The sequence below is a fragment of the Pedobacter caeni genome, assembly GCF_900129215.1.
Classification (GTDB): domain Bacteria; phylum Bacteroidota; class Bacteroidia; order Sphingobacteriales; family Sphingobacteriaceae; genus Pedobacter; species Pedobacter caeni.
Genome location: NZ_FQUQ01000002.1, coordinates 930,379 through 946,724 on the forward strand (window position 1 = coordinate 930,379; position 16,346 = coordinate 946,724).

At 40.6% G+C, this 16,346-nt stretch carries 12 protein-coding genes and 2 tRNA genes; 11 read left to right on the top strand and 3 right to left on the bottom strand.

Going from position 1 to position 16,346, the window contains the following annotated elements; genetic code table 11:
* Nucleotide 1 precedes the first annotated feature (1 nt).
* The 6 genes from BUC20_RS11355 to BUC20_RS11380 all read left to right on the top strand — a co-directional run bounded on the left by BUC20_RS11355 (nt 2) and on the right by BUC20_RS11380 (nt 9,065).
* Nucleotides 2-2,401 (top strand): ABC transporter permease, encoded by a 2,400-nt coding sequence (locus tag BUC20_RS11355; RefSeq protein ID WP_073230927.1) that lies wholly within the window; start codon nt 2-4, stop codon nt 2,399-2,401.
* Between the two features lie 33 nt (nt 2,402-2,434).
* On the top strand, nt 2,435-3,124 hold the full coding sequence (locus BUC20_RS11360; protein ID WP_073230928.1) for an ABC transporter ATP-binding protein: 690 nt from the start codon (nt 2,435-2,437) through the stop codon (nt 3,122-3,124).
* Between the two features lie 55 nt (nt 3,125-3,179).
* Entirely contained in the window at nt 3,180-5,597 is a 2,418-nt protein-coding gene (locus BUC20_RS11365; protein ID WP_073230930.1) for an ABC transporter permease, read from the top strand.
* An 18-nt stretch (nt 5,598-5,615) separates the two neighbouring features.
* The gene (locus BUC20_RS11370) at nt 5,616-7,994 is read left to right on the top strand and encodes an ABC transporter permease (protein ID WP_073230932.1); all 2,379 of its coding nucleotides are present in this window, start codon (nt 5,616-5,618) and stop codon (nt 7,992-7,994) included.
* A 14-nt stretch (nt 7,995-8,008) separates the two neighbouring features.
* A complete protein-coding gene (locus BUC20_RS11375; RefSeq protein WP_073230934.1) occupies nt 8,009-8,806 on the top strand; it encodes an ABC transporter substrate-binding protein in 798 nt (265 codons plus the stop codon).
* A 177-nt stretch (nt 8,807-8,983) separates the two neighbouring features.
* Nucleotides 8,984-9,065: transfer RNA gene (locus BUC20_RS11380), tRNA-Leu, on the top strand.
* A gap of 38 nt (nt 9,066-9,103) precedes the next feature.
* Here BUC20_RS11380 and BUC20_RS11385 read toward each other — a convergent pair.
* Nucleotides 9,104-9,484, bottom strand: coding sequence for a nuclear transport factor 2 family protein (locus BUC20_RS11385; protein WP_073230935.1), 381 nt, complete (start codon nt 9,482-9,484; stop codon nt 9,104-9,106).
* A 471-nt stretch (nt 9,485-9,955) separates the two neighbouring features.
* On the opposite strand from BUC20_RS11385, the gene BUC20_RS11390 reads away from it, so the two are divergent.
* The 5 genes from BUC20_RS11390 to BUC20_RS11410 all read left to right on the top strand — a co-directional run bounded on the left by BUC20_RS11390 (nt 9,956) and on the right by BUC20_RS11410 (nt 14,822).
* Nucleotides 9,956-10,037, top strand: a tRNA-Leu gene (locus tag BUC20_RS11390).
* A 294-nt stretch (nt 10,038-10,331) separates the two neighbouring features.
* Nucleotides 10,332-11,678: a trigger factor gene (gene tig / locus BUC20_RS11395; RefSeq protein ID WP_073230937.1), complete on the top strand. Its 1,347-nt coding sequence runs from the start codon at nt 10,332-10,334 to the stop codon at nt 11,676-11,678.
* Nucleotides 11,679-11,874: 196 nt separating this feature from the next.
* The gene (gene clpP, locus BUC20_RS11400; protein WP_069380235.1) at nt 11,875-12,576 is read left to right on the top strand and encodes an ATP-dependent Clp endopeptidase proteolytic subunit ClpP; all 702 of its coding nucleotides are present in this window, start codon (nt 11,875-11,877) and stop codon (nt 12,574-12,576) included.
* The gene (gene clpX, locus BUC20_RS11405) at nt 12,569-13,810 is read left to right on the top strand and encodes an ATP-dependent Clp protease ATP-binding subunit ClpX (protein ID WP_073230938.1); all 1,242 of its coding nucleotides are present in this window, start codon (nt 12,569-12,571) and stop codon (nt 13,808-13,810) included. The genes clpP and clpX overlap by 8 nt, the downstream gene beginning before the upstream one ends.
* Before the next feature lie 151 nt (nt 13,811-13,961).
* Nucleotides 13,962-14,822, top strand: a complete 861-nt coding sequence (locus tag BUC20_RS11410; protein ID WP_073230940.1) for an AMP nucleosidase — start codon at nt 13,962-13,964, stop codon at nt 14,820-14,822.
* Here BUC20_RS11410 and BUC20_RS11415 read toward each other — a convergent pair.
* Both BUC20_RS11415 and BUC20_RS11420 read right to left on the bottom strand, forming a co-directional pair.
* On the bottom strand, nt 14,819-15,322 hold the full coding sequence (locus tag BUC20_RS11415; RefSeq protein WP_073230942.1) for a SixA phosphatase family protein: 504 nt from the start codon (nt 15,320-15,322) through the stop codon (nt 14,819-14,821). The two genes, BUC20_RS11410 and BUC20_RS11415, sit on opposite strands and share 4 nt — an antisense overlap.
* Complete coding sequence (locus tag BUC20_RS11420; RefSeq protein ID WP_073230943.1) at nt 15,282-16,346, bottom strand: glycosyltransferase family 9 protein; 1,065 nt, start codon at nt 16,344-16,346, stop codon at nt 15,282-15,284. The genes BUC20_RS11415 and BUC20_RS11420 overlap by 41 nt, the downstream gene beginning before the upstream one ends.

Here is a 16,346-nt window from a genome sequence, read left to right on the forward strand (position 1 = left end):
TATGTTCAGATTAAACCTTAAGATCGCTTTGCGTAACCTTTGGAAATACAAAGGATATACTGCAATCAATATTGTTGGATTATCTATTGGATTGGCGGGTTGCCTGCTGATTTTCATTTTCCTGAAATTTCAGCTGAGCTTTGACAAGAGCGAAGAAAAAAGGGACCGGATTTACAGGGTTGTTTCTTCATGGGTATATCCGGAAGGAGAGTTTTTTACCAGTGGGGTTCCGATTCCCCTGATTCCGGCAATGCGGAATGATTTCTCTGAATTTGAGAAAGTTGCTGCTGTTCATCAGGGTGGAGGCATTTTGAAAATCAGGAATGAAGAAGGTGGTGCTGATATTAAATTAAAACAGGACATTTTCTATGTAGAACCTCAGTTTTTTGAGATTTTTAAAATTGAATGGCTTTCCGGAAAACCGGAACAGGCGCTGTCGCAGCCAAATATGGTGACGCTTTCGGAAAAGACAGCGGTAAAATACTTTGGAAACTGGAGAAATGCAATTGGTAAAAGTATCCGCTACGACAATAAGGCCGATTATAAGGTGACAGGAGTTTTTAAGGATTTTCCGGAGAACAGCAGTTTTCCCTTTAAGGTTGTCTTTTCTTATGCTTCTTTTGATGATAAATTCGGTAAAGAATGGGGCTGGGTAACAAACAGATCAGAAGGTTATGGTTTATTGAAAGAAGGACTGAAGCCTGCCGATCTGGACAAACCATTGAAACAGTTTATCGATAAACATTACACGGAGAAGTCGCCAGCCAAAGAGAAACATTATTTTCAACCGCTTTCTGAAGTACACCATGACGCACGCTATAGTAATTTCAGGTACAAAACGGTGGCTTATAAAGAACTGATTGGTCTGGGGGTAATTGGGCTTTTTCTACTGATTACCGCATGCATCAACTTTGTCAATCTGGCTACTGCACAAGCAATCAGCCGCTCTAAAGAAGTCGGGATCAGAAAGGTTATGGGAAGCAGAAGGAAGCAACTCATTGTGCAATTTCTCAGTGAAACCGCTTTAATAACCCTGATTTCTTTGGGTTTTGCCTGTGTGCTGACAGAGTTGGTCATTCCTAAGATGGAAAGTTTGATGGAGATAAATGTCTCTTTTCATCTTTTTACCGAGCCGGTTATTTTTGTGTTTATGTTCATTTTGATCGTATCGGTGAGTTTCCTTGCAGGACTTTACCCTGCCTTGATCATGTCAGGATTTAGTCCGGCATTAGCGATAAAGAATAAGATCAGCTCGGCCAGTGCAGGTGGATTGGGATTGAGGAAGGTCCTGGTGGTTGCACAATTTGCCATTACCGCAGTCTTGATTATTGCTACACTGGTGGTGGTCAGGCAGATGGAGTATATGAGGGAGAAATCTCTTGGATTCGATACAAAAGCAATTTCCATGGTCAATATTCCAGGAGATAGCCTCAGCAGATTGAAATATGAACCACTTAGAGAGCGGTTGCTTCAATTACCTGGAGTGCATGATATCAGTCTTACAAGTGCGGCGCCAATTTCGTCCGGTAACAGAACGATCAGTTTTAAATACGACCGTCGTCCTGAAGATGAGAAGACTCAGTTGAACATCAAAATGGCAGATGAAAACTACCTGAAGACTTTTAATTTGGAACTGATTGCAGGTAGAAATTTATCAAAAAGCGATACCCTGAAAGAGTTTATGGTGAATGAACAGTTATTGAAAACTTTAGGTGTTGCAAATCCCTCGGATGCGATCGGAAAGATGATCAGTTTAGGTGACGGCGGCGGCGAGAGGAAAATTGTAGGGGTGGTAAAAGATTTCAACAACATGACCTTTAAAAGCACCATTTCTCCAATCGCTATTTTTTCTGATAAACATGCATACGCTGCAATGGCCATCAAGATGGATGTAAAGGAAATGATGACCACCATTAAAAAGGTAGAACAGGAATGGAATGCGGCTTTCCCTGATGATGTTTATGAAGCTCAGTTTCTGGATGATAATATTCAGAATTTTTATAAAACCGAGCAGGTAATGGGCGTGCTGTTTAAAGTGTTTGCAGGAGTCGTGATCTTTATTTCTTTCATCGGCTTATTTGGCCTGGTATCGTTTATCGCTACACAGAAGACAAGGGAAATTGCCATCCGGAAAGTCCTGGGGGCTTCTACTTTGGAACTGGTTAAAATGTTAAACCGTTCCTTTTTATGGATGGTGTTGATTGCCAACCTTGTGGCCTGGCCTCTGGCTTATATTTTCGTTTCGAAATGGCTCAATGGATTTGTTTATCGCATAGATATCAGCATCTGGCCATTTATGATGGCCATGGTATTATCCGTTGTGATTACTTTGATTACCGTTAGTCTGCGCTCTTATAAAGCTGCAAATACAAACCCGATTGATGCCCTTAAATATGAATAATCCCTTAAGAATTAAAAATTAAAACATACCAAGATGATAGAGCTTAAAAATATAGAGAAGTATTACGCGAATAAAGGAGTTAAAAGTTATATCCTTCGCCATGTCAGTACAAGCATTAAACAAGGAGAATTTGTGTCGATTATGGGACCTTCCGGAGCGGGGAAATCTACCTTGCTGAATATCCTTGGAATGTTGGAAGAACCGACTTATGGTGCCTATGAGTTTATGGGAGAGGATGTGGTTTCTTTAAATGAGCGTAAGCGAATTGAGTTATACAGGAATCATATCGGTTTTGTGTTTCAGGCTTATCACCTGATCGATGAAATGACTGTGGCGGAGAATATTGAAGCACCTTTATTGTATAAAAAGGTAAGTAGTGCGGAGCGTAAAAGCAGGGTTGCTGATGTGCTGGACCGATTTAATATGGTCGCTAAAAAAGACCTGTTTCCCAACCAGCTTTCTGGCGGACAACAACAGTTAGTAGGGATTGCAAGAGCTTTAGTGGCGCAGCCCTCTATCATTCTGGCAGATGAACCTACAGGTAACCTGCAATCGCCACAGGCACTACAGATTATGGAATTGTTTAAGAAGCTGAACGAAGAAGAGAACATTACGATTATTCAGGTCACCCACTCAGAGGTGAATGCAGCTTATGGAAGTCGGATTTTGCATTTGCTGGATGGTGTGATCAAAGAAGATCTTTCCCTGCAACAGGTGATTTAATGTCCTGTTAAATCCTTTTGATGAGCGGTTTTTTACTTAATGATTAAAAGCTGATATGTTTAAACTGAATTTGAAAATTGCATTTCGTAACCTTTTGAAAAACAGAGGTTACGCAGTGGTAAATGTTCTGGGGCTGGTATTCGGCCTGACCTCTTTTCTGTTGTTATTGATGTACATTAATCATGAACAGGATTATGACCGCTGGGATTCCGGATTGAGCAACGTTTATCAGGTAAGGGAAAGACATGATTTTTTTAGTCCTGACGGAAAGCAGCACTGGCAATATGGAATAGATTCAAAAATTGCAGGTTTATTGAAGAAAAGTATTCCTCAGTTCAGGCAGGTGACGAAAGTAAGTGTTCTGTGGAGGAATGGGACTGCCATTAAAATTGGCCAGTCTGAGCCGATCTTGATGAATGATTTACTGGAGGTTGACTCGCTTTTTTTTAAGGTCTTCCCTTATAAATTTCTGAAGGGGGTTCAGAAAACTGCGGTTTCTGAACCCAATACAATGGTATTGAAAGAAAGTGCAGCAAAAAAGTTGTTTGGAACCCTGGATGTATTGGGCAAACATGTAAAGGTCCTGAGATGGAGTTCAGATGAAGGTAAAACTTATCAGGTTAAAGGGCTGATTGCTGATCCTTCCACTCCTGAAAGTTTGTCTTTCGGCGCGGTCCTGCATAGTGGAGAAAGAGAAAAAGATCCGGAAGGTCCGGGCTCTACAAATTACTGTCAGGTTTATGCATTGGCTGGAGATCAGATCGATACTACTGCAGTAGCTAAGGCTGTTCAAAAAACTTATATTGATTATAAAAAATCAACTTTTGCAGCGCTCAAAACATCCTACGATGATTATTATAAGGGAGAAATGTTTCCTGGGTTAAAGGTAGTTCCTTTACAACAGGTACATGCCGATCCACCACTTTCCAAAAGCTGGTTGGAAAAGGTCAAGCCGATTATTGGCCTGACCGTGTTTTTGTTGCTCGTATCTGTCATTAATTTCGTAAATCTGGCCACGGTGCAGTCTGTTCAACGAGCCAAAGAAGTCGGAGTCAAGAAAGTTCTTGGAGCCTATAAAAGAAGTTTGTTGATGCAGTTTCTATTGGAAGCTGCCATTTTGAGTTCCGTTGCTCTGGTCATTAGCATCGCATTAACTGAACTTTTACTTCCTGTTTTTGGACGGCACTTTGAAATAGAAATGACCTTCTGGAATAATAGCAGGCTTTGGTCTTTGATGATACAATTAGGTGCTGTTTTTGTTGTAGTTACGCTGCTTTCAGGATTTTACCCTGCACTTGTCCTCAGCAACTGTAATCCTGTTGATGTACTAAAAGGAACTTATGAACGGGGGTTAAAAGGGGTAGCATTGAGAAACGGCCTGTTGGTCTTACAGTTTGTTATTGCAGTTACTTTTATCATTGGGATTGGGGTCATGTTCTTGCAAAGCAGTTACGTGGCGCATAAGAATCCGGGTTTTGAACCAGACCGGCTCATCAACATCAAGACTTCTTATCAGGAAGACCTTGCTGAAAAAATCAGACGCGTGCCAGGAGTTAAGTATGTGGCCACCACTACTCAGGTAATGGGGAATGTGTTCAATGTGCCAAGGGAAATTACCTATAAATCAAAGGATTATAAACTTAATACCGTAACCGTTACCATGGATGCGCTTCAGGCACTGGGAACACAACTTGTTGTCGGCCGGCTATTTTCAAGGGCTTATGCACAGGACACCCTAAATGCGGTAGTGTTAAATGAAGCGGCGGCGAAATTGCTGGGAGGCCATATGTTAGGACAACAGTATGTGCTGAAAGACGAAGGTGAAAAACATACATTTCAGGTCGTCGGAATCATCAAAGATTACCATAATGAAGGATTTGACAAAGAAATACTGCCCACCATTTATAAAGCCTCCTCAAGGGGTGGAACCTCAAGTACAAACAATTTACTGATCCGTTTTGAAAATGAAAACTACCAGCAGACCATTTCCTTGATTGAAGCAGAATGGAAAAAAAAGTATCCTGATTATCCGATGGTTTATACAGCCGCGGAAAGTGCATTTCAGGATGCTTTGAAAGCAGATCGCCGTTTTATTGAAATGGTAACTGTATTCAGCTTCATTTCAGTTGCACTTTCTTTGCTCGGTTTATTTGCCCTGGCAGCATTTGTGTCCAAAAGAAGAACGAAAGAGATTGCTATTCGCAAAATCCTTGGTGCTTCTGACCTTCAGATCATCAGGATGCTCAACCGTTCCTTCCTGATATTGGTTTTGTTTGCCAATGTCATCAGCTGGCCAATTGCCTATGTTCTGACCAATAAGTGGCTGTCCGGATTTGCTTATCGCATTGATATGCCCGTTTTTCCCTTTATCCTGGCCACATTACTGTCGCTGACAGTTGCCTTGTTAACGGTAAGCCTTCAGGCAAAGAAAGCTGCAGTAAGTGACCCGGTGAATGCTTTAAAATATGAATAACCAATTTAAACACATACCATGTATCTCCTGAATTTTAAAATCGCGTTAAGGAATCTGTTAAGGAATAAAATGGCATCATTGATCAATATCAGTGGTCTGGCAATTGGTTTAGCCGCTTGTCTGATGTTATTGCTGTATGTATCCTATGAATGGAATTTCGACCGGGGCTTTAAAAAGTCGGGTGATACTTACCAGCTGATGTTTAATTTTTATGGCGCTGATCATCATATCCGCTCGACAGGAAATCAATCCCCTAATACGATTGCTGCGGTATTAAAAGAGGAAATGCCTGAGGTTGAAAATATCAGCAGGATATTGTGGGCATCTAAGCGCTTGCTGGCGAACGGAAAAAATTCCTTTAAGGTTAATGGACGTTATGCAGATCCGGAGCTGCTGAAGATCTTTGATTTTAAAGTGCTTCATGGAAATCTGGCTAAAGCATTGGATGCTCCTAATTCCATAGTGCTGACCGCGGGTACTGCCCGTAAATTGTTTGGCAGTACAGATGTTTTAAACCGCGGATTAAAGTTTGAAAATCAGGTCGAAGTAAAAGTAACCGCCGTAATCGAAGATTTACCTCCGAATACAAGTTATGATTTTGATTGTCTGAATTCCTGGAAGTTGTACGAGCAGCTGAATACCTGGGTAATTGAACCTAACTGGCACAATTATTCCTATTTCACCTTGTTTACCCTTAAAAAAGGAACCGATGTGGGCTTGTTCAATGAGAAGATAAAGAACCTCAGCAGAAAACATGCACCAAGTTCTTTTTCAGAAGCTGAACCTTTTGCTTATCCACTGGTAAAGCTCCATCTGTATGACAGGTTTCTGAATGGAAAGGTAGATGGTGGGCAGATTGACCGGGTGAGAACTTTTGGGATATTGGCTCTGAGTATTTTGGTTATTGCCTGTATCAATTTTATGAACCTTTCCACGGCAAGGTCTCAGAAGAGGGCGAAAGAGGTGGGAATTAAGAAGACCATTGGCGCTTCCAGATCTTCTTTGGTGTCTCAGTTTCTGATGGAGTCTTTATTACTCACGCTGGTTAGCGTTGTGATTGCGGTTGTTTTGGTAGAGTTGAGTTTGCCGAAATTTAATCAGCTGGTCTCTGCGGAATTACACATTGCCTATGGAGATCCTTTGAACTGGATTGGAGTGTTCCTGTTGATTCTCTTTACGGGGATTGTAGCAGGAAGTTATCCGGCCTTCTACCTCTCCGGTTTTAATCCTGTTCAAACCTTAAAGAAAACGGTCGGGCTCAAAAGTAGTTTCTCTTTAAATTTCAGACAGGTTTTGGTGGTTGTTCAGTTTGGCTTTGCCGTGCTGCTCATCATAGCGACATTAATCATGTACGATCAGTTGGCCTATCTGAGAAAGAAGCCCCTGGGATACCAGGTCAATGCATTGGTGGAAATGCCTCATGAAGGTAACCTCTATCTTAAATATGACCTTTTGAAAGAAAGGCTACTGGCATCGGGAGCAATCACGTCCATGTGCCAGTCGTCGGGAAGTATTTCTCAGCAGAATTCTAATAGCACCGGGATGGAATGGGAAGGGATGTCTGAAGGAGATAAAAAAATGTCTGTGAACCAGATTTACACTGGTTATGATTTTGTGAAAACGAATGGGCTCAAACTTTCCGAAGGCCGGGATTTTAAAAAAGGATTGGGCTCTGATAGTGTGGCAGTGATGCTGAGTCAGACGGCAGTGAAAATGATGGGACTTAAAAAACCGGTTGGACAGACTGTGGTTTTTCAGGATGTCAAGAGGCAGGTGGTAGGTGTGTTTGAAGACATTACCTGGGGTGATCCTGCAAAGCGGGAAAAGCCAATGATCATTGCCTATAATCCCAATAACAGTGATGTGATCACGATGCGCTTAAATACGGATAATGATTTAAAAGATAATGTGGAAATGATCGGTCAGATCACAAAAGAAATCAATCCTGATTTTCCTGTAGATGTCAGGTTTCTCGATCAGCTTGTCGCAGAGAAAATAAAAGATGAAGCAACTATGGTTACTTTATCTAATCTATTTGGAGGGCTGGCTATATTTATCTCCTGTCTTGGTCTTTTTGGTTTATCAGCCTTTAGTGCAGAGCAACGTACAAAAGAAATCGGCGTGCGGAAGGTACTGGGGGCATCGGTGCAGGGGATCGTAGGGCTATTGTCTTTTAACTTTGTGAAAACAGTACTGGTGGCATTGCTGATTTCGATGCCTGTTGCTTATCTCCTCATGAACAGTTGGCTGAATAAGTTTGATTATCACATTTCCATCGGCTGGATGGTATTTGTGCAAACAGGAATCCTGATTGTGGTCATTGCACTGCTGACCGTAAGCTGGCAGGCTTACCGTGCTGCAAAAGGAAATCCTGTTGACGCATTAAAGTATGAGTAGCTTATCTTTGTAAAATGCAACGCAGTTTTACAGATCAGCTTAACCGAACTATCCACATCAGCTATCCGCCAAAAAGGATCATTTCCCTGGTTCCTTCTCAAACAGAATTATTGTTTGACCTGGGCCTGGATTCAGAGATTATTGGAATTACTAAATTTTGTGTTCATCCGGAATCGAAGTCTAAAGAGAAAACTAAAATAGGAGGGACCAAGAAGTTGAATCTGGAGCTGATCCGTAGCTTAAAGCCGGATCTGATCATCGGGAATAAGGAAGAAAATGAACAATCGCAGATAGAAGAACTCATGAAAGACCTTCCCGTTTGGATGAGTGATATTTATGACCTGGAGGATGCCAAGAACACCATCATTCAAATCGGAGAACTGGTGGACAGGATGCCTGAAGCGGCTTATCTGAATCATTTGATCAATGCAGGTTTTAATGATTTACAAACTTTGGCGCTGGAAAACAACCTGAATAAAAGTGTGGCTTATCTGATCTGGAAAAACCCGTATATGTTTGCAGGCAGAAACACCTTTATCAACCATATGCTGGCCATGAACGGACTTAACAATGTGATCAGAGAAAACAGGTATCCTGAAATGGATTTGAATGAACTGGCATTGTTAAAACCGGAGCTGATCTTCCTTTCTTCAGAACCTTATCCTTTTAAAGAGAAACACCTGGAGGAAATCAGAACGGTAATTCCGGAGGCAAAAGTAATGCTGGTGGATGGAGAAATGTTTTCCTGGTATGGCAGCAGGTTGGTCAAGGCAGTTCAATATCTATTTCAATTTCAGAAAGAATTGTATTAAGAGTAGCTTCTTTCTCCTGACAAAATCAGAAGGGAGGCTTGCTTTGAAAAAAAAGATTGAAATTTAAAGCATATAAGATCAATATGTTAGCTTTAAACGCTGAAATTAAATGTAAAAGAGTTTTGAGATTTAGAAACAATATCTATCTTTGCAATCCAAAACAATAACATCCTAACTGCGGAAGTGGCGTAATTGGTAGCCGCACCAGACTTAGGATCTGGCGCTTCACGGCGTGGGGGTTCGAGTCCCTTCTTCCGCACGTAATTAAACCCGATCCATTAGATCGGGTTTTTTATTTTAAGCTGTTTTTTGGGTGGCCGCCGTAACCATCGTTGATATGCACTGCCATTTTTGGTCTTTCTTAATGTAGGTACTGGAAGACCACTCGTATAACTCGAAAGACTGATCGTTATAGGCTCCTGCACTTGTTCCTAGGCTGATCACAATGCCTGTGTTTTCATAAACTTTAACTGTCATTTCTTCAGCATCCATCCGGTTGTGCTTTACAACCCCGGATCTTACCGAATCCAGAAATGCGGATTTGGTGGTGATGCCATCAGAACCAACAATGATCCAGTCGGCTGACATGAATTTAGCGATTTCATCCACATTGTTTCCTACAATGGCTTTGTTCCATTGTTTTTCAAATTGAATTAATTCTTCTTCTGCCGTTTCCATTTTAGTTTTTATTTAAATTTAGAAATTAACCATGAATTTGTGTGGATGAGAAAAGGGTAAACTTATGGTCGTAATAACTGGATAAAGCCCTGGATTCTCCGGGATTGGAAGGTAGGTGAGAGGTAATTCAAAGGTTATTGGCAGGTAGTTGGTAGGTTGTTTAACCTTCCAGCTACCTCGTAACTACTTTCCAACCCCCTTCCAATCCCGGAGCGTGTACGGAGCCTATACCCATTGCATATAGACATTGTCTTATACGGCTTTGACCTTACAAAAAAAATGAAGCTTAAATTGGATCGATGCTGACAAATTTGTATTTACTTATTGCCCAACAGGAGTAAAAGCCGAAAGAAACCCTTATCATAAACCTAATCCAATGGGTTTTAATAAAAATCGTACAATATTTTGATTTTATTGGGATTTTTAAAAAACTATTCTATCTTTGCAATCCGAAATAAATAAATCCTAACTGCGGAAGTGGCGTAATTGGTAGCCGCACCAGACTTAGGATCTGGCGCTTCACGGCGTGGGGGTTCGAGTCCCTTCTTCCGCACAACAACTGAAAACAGTCTCAAAAGGACTGTTTTTCTTTTATAAGGCAAAATTCAGCTGGCCTGAGCAGATCGAAATCAACCTCTTTTTTTTAGTGTAGGTCCATGAGATTCAGACAATCTACAGACATAATTTTTTAAATTATACACTTTGAAATCAACAAAAAAGAATATATTTGCGCCCTCGAAAGGGAAATTTGAGCGATGGATTGGAAGTCAATTCTTCCGCAATAAATTTCCTCCGCCACACGGGGGATTTTTTGTATAAAGACACTAATAATTATTGATTCAGAAAGATGAACATTACACAGGAAAAAATTAACGACTTAAATGCAGTTGTAAAGATTAAAATTTCACCTGAAGATTATACTGAAAAGGTTGATAAATCTATAAAAGAGCAAGCTAAAAAAGCAAACCTTCCTGGTTTTCGTAAAGGAATGGTTCCTGCAGCACATATCAAGAAAATGTATGGCAGAAGCATTTTGGTGGAAGAAATCAATACCCTGTTGAGCGAAACGTTAAACAAACACCTTACTGATAATAAAGTTGAAATCCTTGGACAGCCTTTACCGGTAATGGATGATACTAAAGAATTCAAATGGGACAATACAGATGAGTTTGAGTTTGACTATGAATTGGGTCTTGCACCAGAGGTAGATGTGAAAATCACGGCCAAAGATAAATTCACTCAATTTAACGTTAAAGCAGACGAAGAAACTTTAGCTTCACGTATCAAAAATATCAGAAGAAGCTATGGCAAAATGACAAACCCGGAAGTTTCGGCAGATGATGACGTTCTTTATGCCGAATTAGCACAACTTTCTGCTGATGGTTCAATTTTTGAAGGTGGCATCAACAGTACCGGTTCTATTCGCTTAGATCAGGTAGCTGATAAAAAGATCTTAAAATCTTTAATCGGTTTAAAAAAGGATGATGTAGTTGAGCTTGATGTTCAGAAAGCTTTTGATAAGAATGAGGTGATCATCGCCAAATTGTTAAACATTGCTGAAGAAGATGCAAAAGAATTACAATCTAAATTCCAGGTAACGGTTAAAAATGTAAACCGTTTAGAGGAGTCTGATTTAAACCAGGAGTTCTTTGATAAATTATTTGGTGAAGGTGTAGTGACTGACGAAGCTGGTTTTACCGCTAAAATCACTGAGGAAGTAGAAAGCATGTTCAAACAAGATGCAGACCGCAAATTGCAGAACGACATGTACACGAAACTAATTGAAAGTGTGAAAATGGAATTGCCTGATGAGTTTTTACGTAAGTGGTTAAAAGCTACAAACGAAAAATTAACTGAAGCTGAGCTTGCAGAAGGATATGATGATTTCGCTAAAAACCTTAAATGGACTTTAATCGAGAACAAACTGATTAAAGATAACAGCATCGAAATTAAATATGAGGATGTATTCGAAACTGCTAAACAACGTTTAGACGCACAGTTCAGAATGTACAGCCCAAGTCCGATGCCGGAAGATCAGTTGGCACAATACACTGCTACTTTCCTGAAAGAGAAAGACAACGCAAACCGCATTTTTGATGAAGTGAAAGCAATTAAAGTTTTTGAATACATTCAATCAGTTGCCACTTTAGACCAAAAAGAAATAGCTTATAATAAATTTATAGAATTGAAGTAATTCAGGGAAAACCCGATACTTTTAGTTTATAATTACAGATAAGGCGGCTTTATTAAGGCCGCCTTGTTTATATAAAGAGATTCGAGAATTTTACAATACCACAATAAATAACCAATTTAGTTTAATTAATTTGGTAAAAATTAGGTAGATAATTAAATAGAAACAGACGTACTGACAAAGAAAAATAGACATACTGATGAAAATAGACAAAGACGAATTTAGAAAATACGCAGTTAAACACCATCGTATTAATGGTTTAAACGTGGATCGTTTTATTGGTGCTACCAATAACTCTCCTAAAAGTATGACTCCTTACATCATTGAAGAGCGTCAGCTGAACGTGGCACAAATGGATGTGTTTTCTCGTTTAATGATGGACCGTATCATCTTTTTAGGTGATGCCATTTATGATGGTAACGCGAACATTATACAGGCTCAGTTGTTGTTTTTACAATCTACAGATAACAACAGGGACATTCAGATTTATATCAACTCACCAGGTGGTTCTGTATACGCAGGTTTAGGTATCTATGATACCATGCAATACATCACACCGGATGTGGCGACCATCTGTACCGGTATGGCAGCTTCTATGGGAGCAGTGCTATTGGTAGCAGGTGCTAAAGGAAAACGTGCTGCATTGCCACACTCACGTGTGATGATTCACCAACCTTCAGGTGGTGCACAGGGAGTTGCTTCAGATATGGAGATCAACTTAAGAGAGATGCTGAAATTAAAGAAAGAATTATATGATATCATTTCAAACCATTCCGGACAATCTTACGAATGGGTAGAAAAAGCTTCAGACCGTGATTACTGGATGAAAGCTGACGAAGCGAAAAGCTTTGGAATGATTGATGAAGTGCTGGGAGCGAATAACAAAGAAAATAATGGCTAAACAAAATAAAGAATCTCGTTGCTCTTTTTGTGGCTCAGGTAAGCAGGATACTTTAATGCTTATTGAAGGTCTGGATGCTTACATTTGCGATAAATGTGTGACCCAGGCCAATCAACTCCTGGTACAGGAGCTTGGGAGTAAGAAAGCGAAATCTTTAGACTCTTCAATTACCTTATTGAAGCCTATGGAAATCAAAGCACATATTGACCAGTACGTTATTGGTCAGGATGACGCTAAGAAAGTCCTTTCTGTAGCGGTTTATAACCACTATAAGAGATTAGGCCAGAAGATAAACCAGGAGGATGAAGTTGAGATTGAAAAATCGAACATCATGCTGGTAGGAGAAACCGGTACCGGAAAAACCTTACTGGCCAAAACGATTGCTAAAATCCTGCATGTTCCTTTCTGTATCTGCGATGCGACGGTATTGACCGAAGCAGGTTATGTAGGTGAAGATGTAGAGAGCATTCTGACCCGCCTCCTTCAGGCTGCGGATTATGATGTGGCTTCTGCAGAACGCGGAATCGTTTATATCGATGAGGTAGATAAAGTTGCGCGTAAAAGCGATAACCCTTCTATCACCAGAGATGTATCGGGAGAAGGCGTGCAACAGGCCTTATTGAAGATCTTAGAGGGGACTGTAGTAAATGTTCCGCCTCAGGGAGGACGTAAACACCCGGATCAGAAAATGATTCCTGTAAATACGAACAATATCCTGTTCATCTGTGGAGGTGCATTTGATGGTATTGAACGTAAAATTGCAAACAGACTACGTACACAGGCTGTTGGTTATAAAGTAAAAAAGGACGATGCAGAGCTTGACCTTAAAAACCTTTACAAGTACATTACCCCTCAGGATTTAAAATCTTTTGGTTTGATTCCTGAACTGATCGGTCGTGTGCCGGTATTGACACACCTTAACCCATTGGACAAACAGGCCTTACGTAATATCCTGACAGAACCTAAGAACTCTTTGTTCCGTCAGTACGTGAAGTTGTTTGAATTTGAAGGGGTGAAATTGGTTTTTGAAGATGACGTACTAGATTTTATTGTGGACAAAGCAATGGAATACAAACTGGGAGCAAGGGGCTTACGCTCAATTTGCGAAGCAATTATGCTGGATGCCATGTTTGACATTCCTTCCGATCCGAGCATAAAGGAGCTGAGCATTACGCTCGACTACGCGGTGGAGAAATTTGAAAAGGCCGACTTTAAAAAGTTAAAAGCAGCTTAAAAAATTTAATCCCCGTTTTACGGGGATTTTTTTTAACTTGTTATTTTAGGATCTGATCCGGGTAACACCTCCCGATAGCCGCGAACCTCCTTCTGAGGAGGATACTGTGAACAACAGAAATAATGATTAATAATAGAAAAGGAGAATATATATGAACGAAGAACTAGAAGTAAACAAAGACGGAAATGAAAAAAAAGTAAAGAAAGTAAAAGAAGTAGAATCTGCAGTAAAATCAGGTTTGAAATCTAAAGGCGATATCGTAAAGAATTGGTTGCCAAGATATACGGGCAGGCCATTGGAAGAATTCGGACAATATATCCTGTTGACAAACTTTAGCAAGTATGTACAGATGTTTTCTGAATGGCATGACAATGCACCTATCGTAGGTCTGGATAAACCAATGCAAAGTGTAACCGCTAACGGAATTACGATTATCAATTTTGGAATGGGTAGTCCTATGGCAGCTACTATGATGGACCTGCTTACAGCGATCAGCCCTAAAGCAGTGTTATTCCTTGGGAAATGTGGTGGATTGAAGAAGAAAAACCAACTCGGTGATCTGATCCTTCCAATTGCAGCAATCAGGGGAGAAGGTACTTCAAACGATTACTTTCCTGCTGAAGTACCTGCATTGCCTGCCTTCGCCCTGCAGAAAGCAATCTCTACCACCATTCGTGACCATTCCAGGGATTATTGGACAGGAACTTGTTATACCACCAACCGCAGGGTCTGGGAGCATGATAAGAACTTTAAGAAATACCTGAAAAGTTTACGTGCCATGGCTGTTGATATGGAAACTGCAACAATTTTTACCACAGGATTTGCCAATAAGATTCCAACCGGAGCGTTATTGCTGGTTTCTGATCAGCCAATGATTCCCGAAGGTGTAAAAACGGCAGAAAGTGATAGCAATGTCACCAGTAATTACGTGGAAACACACTTGAAAATTGGAATTGATTCCTTAAAACAACTGATCAATAATGGGTTAACAGTGAAACACTTACACTTTTAATCTTCATCAGCACTTTTAGGATAATCAAATTCTAATAGATTTCCGGTATGGTGGCTTATCTGTTCCCATTTTTCAAATGGAAACGATATCAGCACTGTACCACATGTAGGGACGTTATAGATATTCGCATTACTCAGGTAATTGGCGAAATCTGTAAGCCCTGGATTGTGACCAAACAAAGCAACCCTTTCGTGTTTATCACTCAGCTTATTCACTACCTTTAATAAGGCGGTGACATTGGCTTCATAAATGGAGGTTTCCTCCTGAATCTGGCTCAAAGGTTTGTTCCAGACCTCTGCAAAATTTTTCGCGGTAGTGAGTGCGCGTAAAGCGGGACTGCTAACCACAAGCTGTGGAACCTGGTCTTTGTGAAGGATCCGGGTTGCCATTTCCGGAGCATTTCTCAGTCCCCTGGAATTTAAAGGCCTGTCGAAGTCTGAAAGATGACTATTTCCCCATTCAGATTTTCCGTGCCGTACTAAGAGAAGTTGCTTCGCCATTATTGAGTTTATTTATTACACTATTAACAACAGTTGATTCGGCTAAATTGTTCATGCAGGCAAAATCTCCTCTATAGCAGGGAACATTTCCGTAAACGGAACATGGCCTGCAATACAGGTCAATCTGAACGGCATCATTGATAGATTGCCCATAGCCCATAAATCCGGCATATGGATGTGTTGCTCCCCACACAGATACGACAGGGATATTCTTTAAAGAAGCGAGGTGCATTCCCGAAGAGTCCATACTGAGCATGACATCCAGATTGGAGATCAACTTTAACTCTTCTTCCAGTTTAATCTTTCTGACCAGAGAGCGTACATTTTCATGTTTTGCTGCCCAGCCGTCTGCAATTTGCTCTTCTTCCAGTGTTCCTCCCAGGATAAATAGCTGATGGCCTAAATTGGCAAGCTGGTAAACCACAGCTTCCATTTTATGCAGGGGATAGACTTTTTGCAGATGTTGGGCAAAGGGACTTACCCCAATCCATTTTTTTGTTTTTGCGGGAAATATTTCTCCTGTCAGCAAAGCTGGCAGAGCAGGTTTTAAGGTATTGGAAAGGGTAAATGGATATCCTAGTTTTTTGAAGACCGCTGCATACCTTTCCACTGTTAATGGAAGAGGGGCCAGAATTTTGTTTTCTTTTCGGGTCAGCTCCGATTTCCCTTTTCGACCTTTGTCGATCGTTACCAGTTTCACCCCCTTGAAGAAGAATAATAAACTTAAGATTCTGCTCCTCAGGTTTTGGTGTAAATCGGCTACTGCCGTAATCTTATGCTTGTTTATTTCTCTAAACAGCCTGAAGATGCCTAAAAAACCTTTATGTTTTTTTTTAGGGTCAAATGAAATAAAGCTCAGGTTGCTGACCTCATTAAAGAAAGGTTTGAAAAGCTCCCGGCTAACGTAAAGCAGAGGGATGTCAGGGTAATGCTGATTGAATTCTTTTAAAATGGGGGCAGTCATCGCTACATCCCCCATTGCGGAGAAACGGATTACTAATATTTTAGCAGTTTCTTTAGGCAT

Excerpts from the sequence above, each read along its gene's own strand:
- BUC20_RS11355 (WP_073230927.1), top strand. The coding sequence starts at position 2 with ATGTTCAGATTAAACCTTAAGATCGCTTTGCGTAACCTTTGGAAATAC.
- BUC20_RS11360 (WP_073230928.1), top strand. The coding sequence starts at position 2,435 with ATGATAGAGCTTAAAAATATAGAGAAGTATTACGCGAATAAAGGAGTT.
- BUC20_RS11365 (WP_073230930.1), top strand. The coding sequence starts at position 3,180 with ATGTTTAAACTGAATTTGAAAATTGCATTTCGTAACCTTTTGAAAAAC.
- BUC20_RS11370 (WP_073230932.1), top strand. The coding sequence starts at position 5,616 with ATGTATCTCCTGAATTTTAAAATCGCGTTAAGGAATCTGTTAAGGAAT.
- BUC20_RS11375 (WP_073230934.1), top strand. The coding sequence starts at position 8,009 with ATGCAACGCAGTTTTACAGATCAGCTTAACCGAACTATCCACATCAGC.
- BUC20_RS11385 (WP_073230935.1), bottom strand. The coding sequence starts at position 9,484 with ATGGAAACGGCAGAAGAAGAATTAATTCAATTTGAAAAACAATGGAAC.
- tig (WP_073230937.1), top strand. The coding sequence starts at position 10,332 with ATGAACATTACACAGGAAAAAATTAACGACTTAAATGCAGTTGTAAAG.
- clpP (WP_069380235.1), top strand. The coding sequence starts at position 11,875 with ATGAAAATAGACAAAGACGAATTTAGAAAATACGCAGTTAAACACCAT.
- clpX (WP_073230938.1), top strand. The coding sequence starts at position 12,569 with ATGGCTAAACAAAATAAAGAATCTCGTTGCTCTTTTTGTGGCTCAGGT.
- BUC20_RS11410 (WP_073230940.1), top strand. The coding sequence starts at position 13,962 with ATGAACGAAGAACTAGAAGTAAACAAAGACGGAAATGAAAAAAAAGTA.
- BUC20_RS11415 (WP_073230942.1), bottom strand. The coding sequence starts at position 15,322 with ATGGCGAAGCAACTTCTCTTAGTACGGCACGGAAAATCTGAATGGGGA.
- BUC20_RS11420 (WP_073230943.1), bottom strand. The coding sequence starts at position 16,346 with ATGCCTAAAGAAACTGCTAAAATATTAGTAATCCGTTTCTCCGCAATG.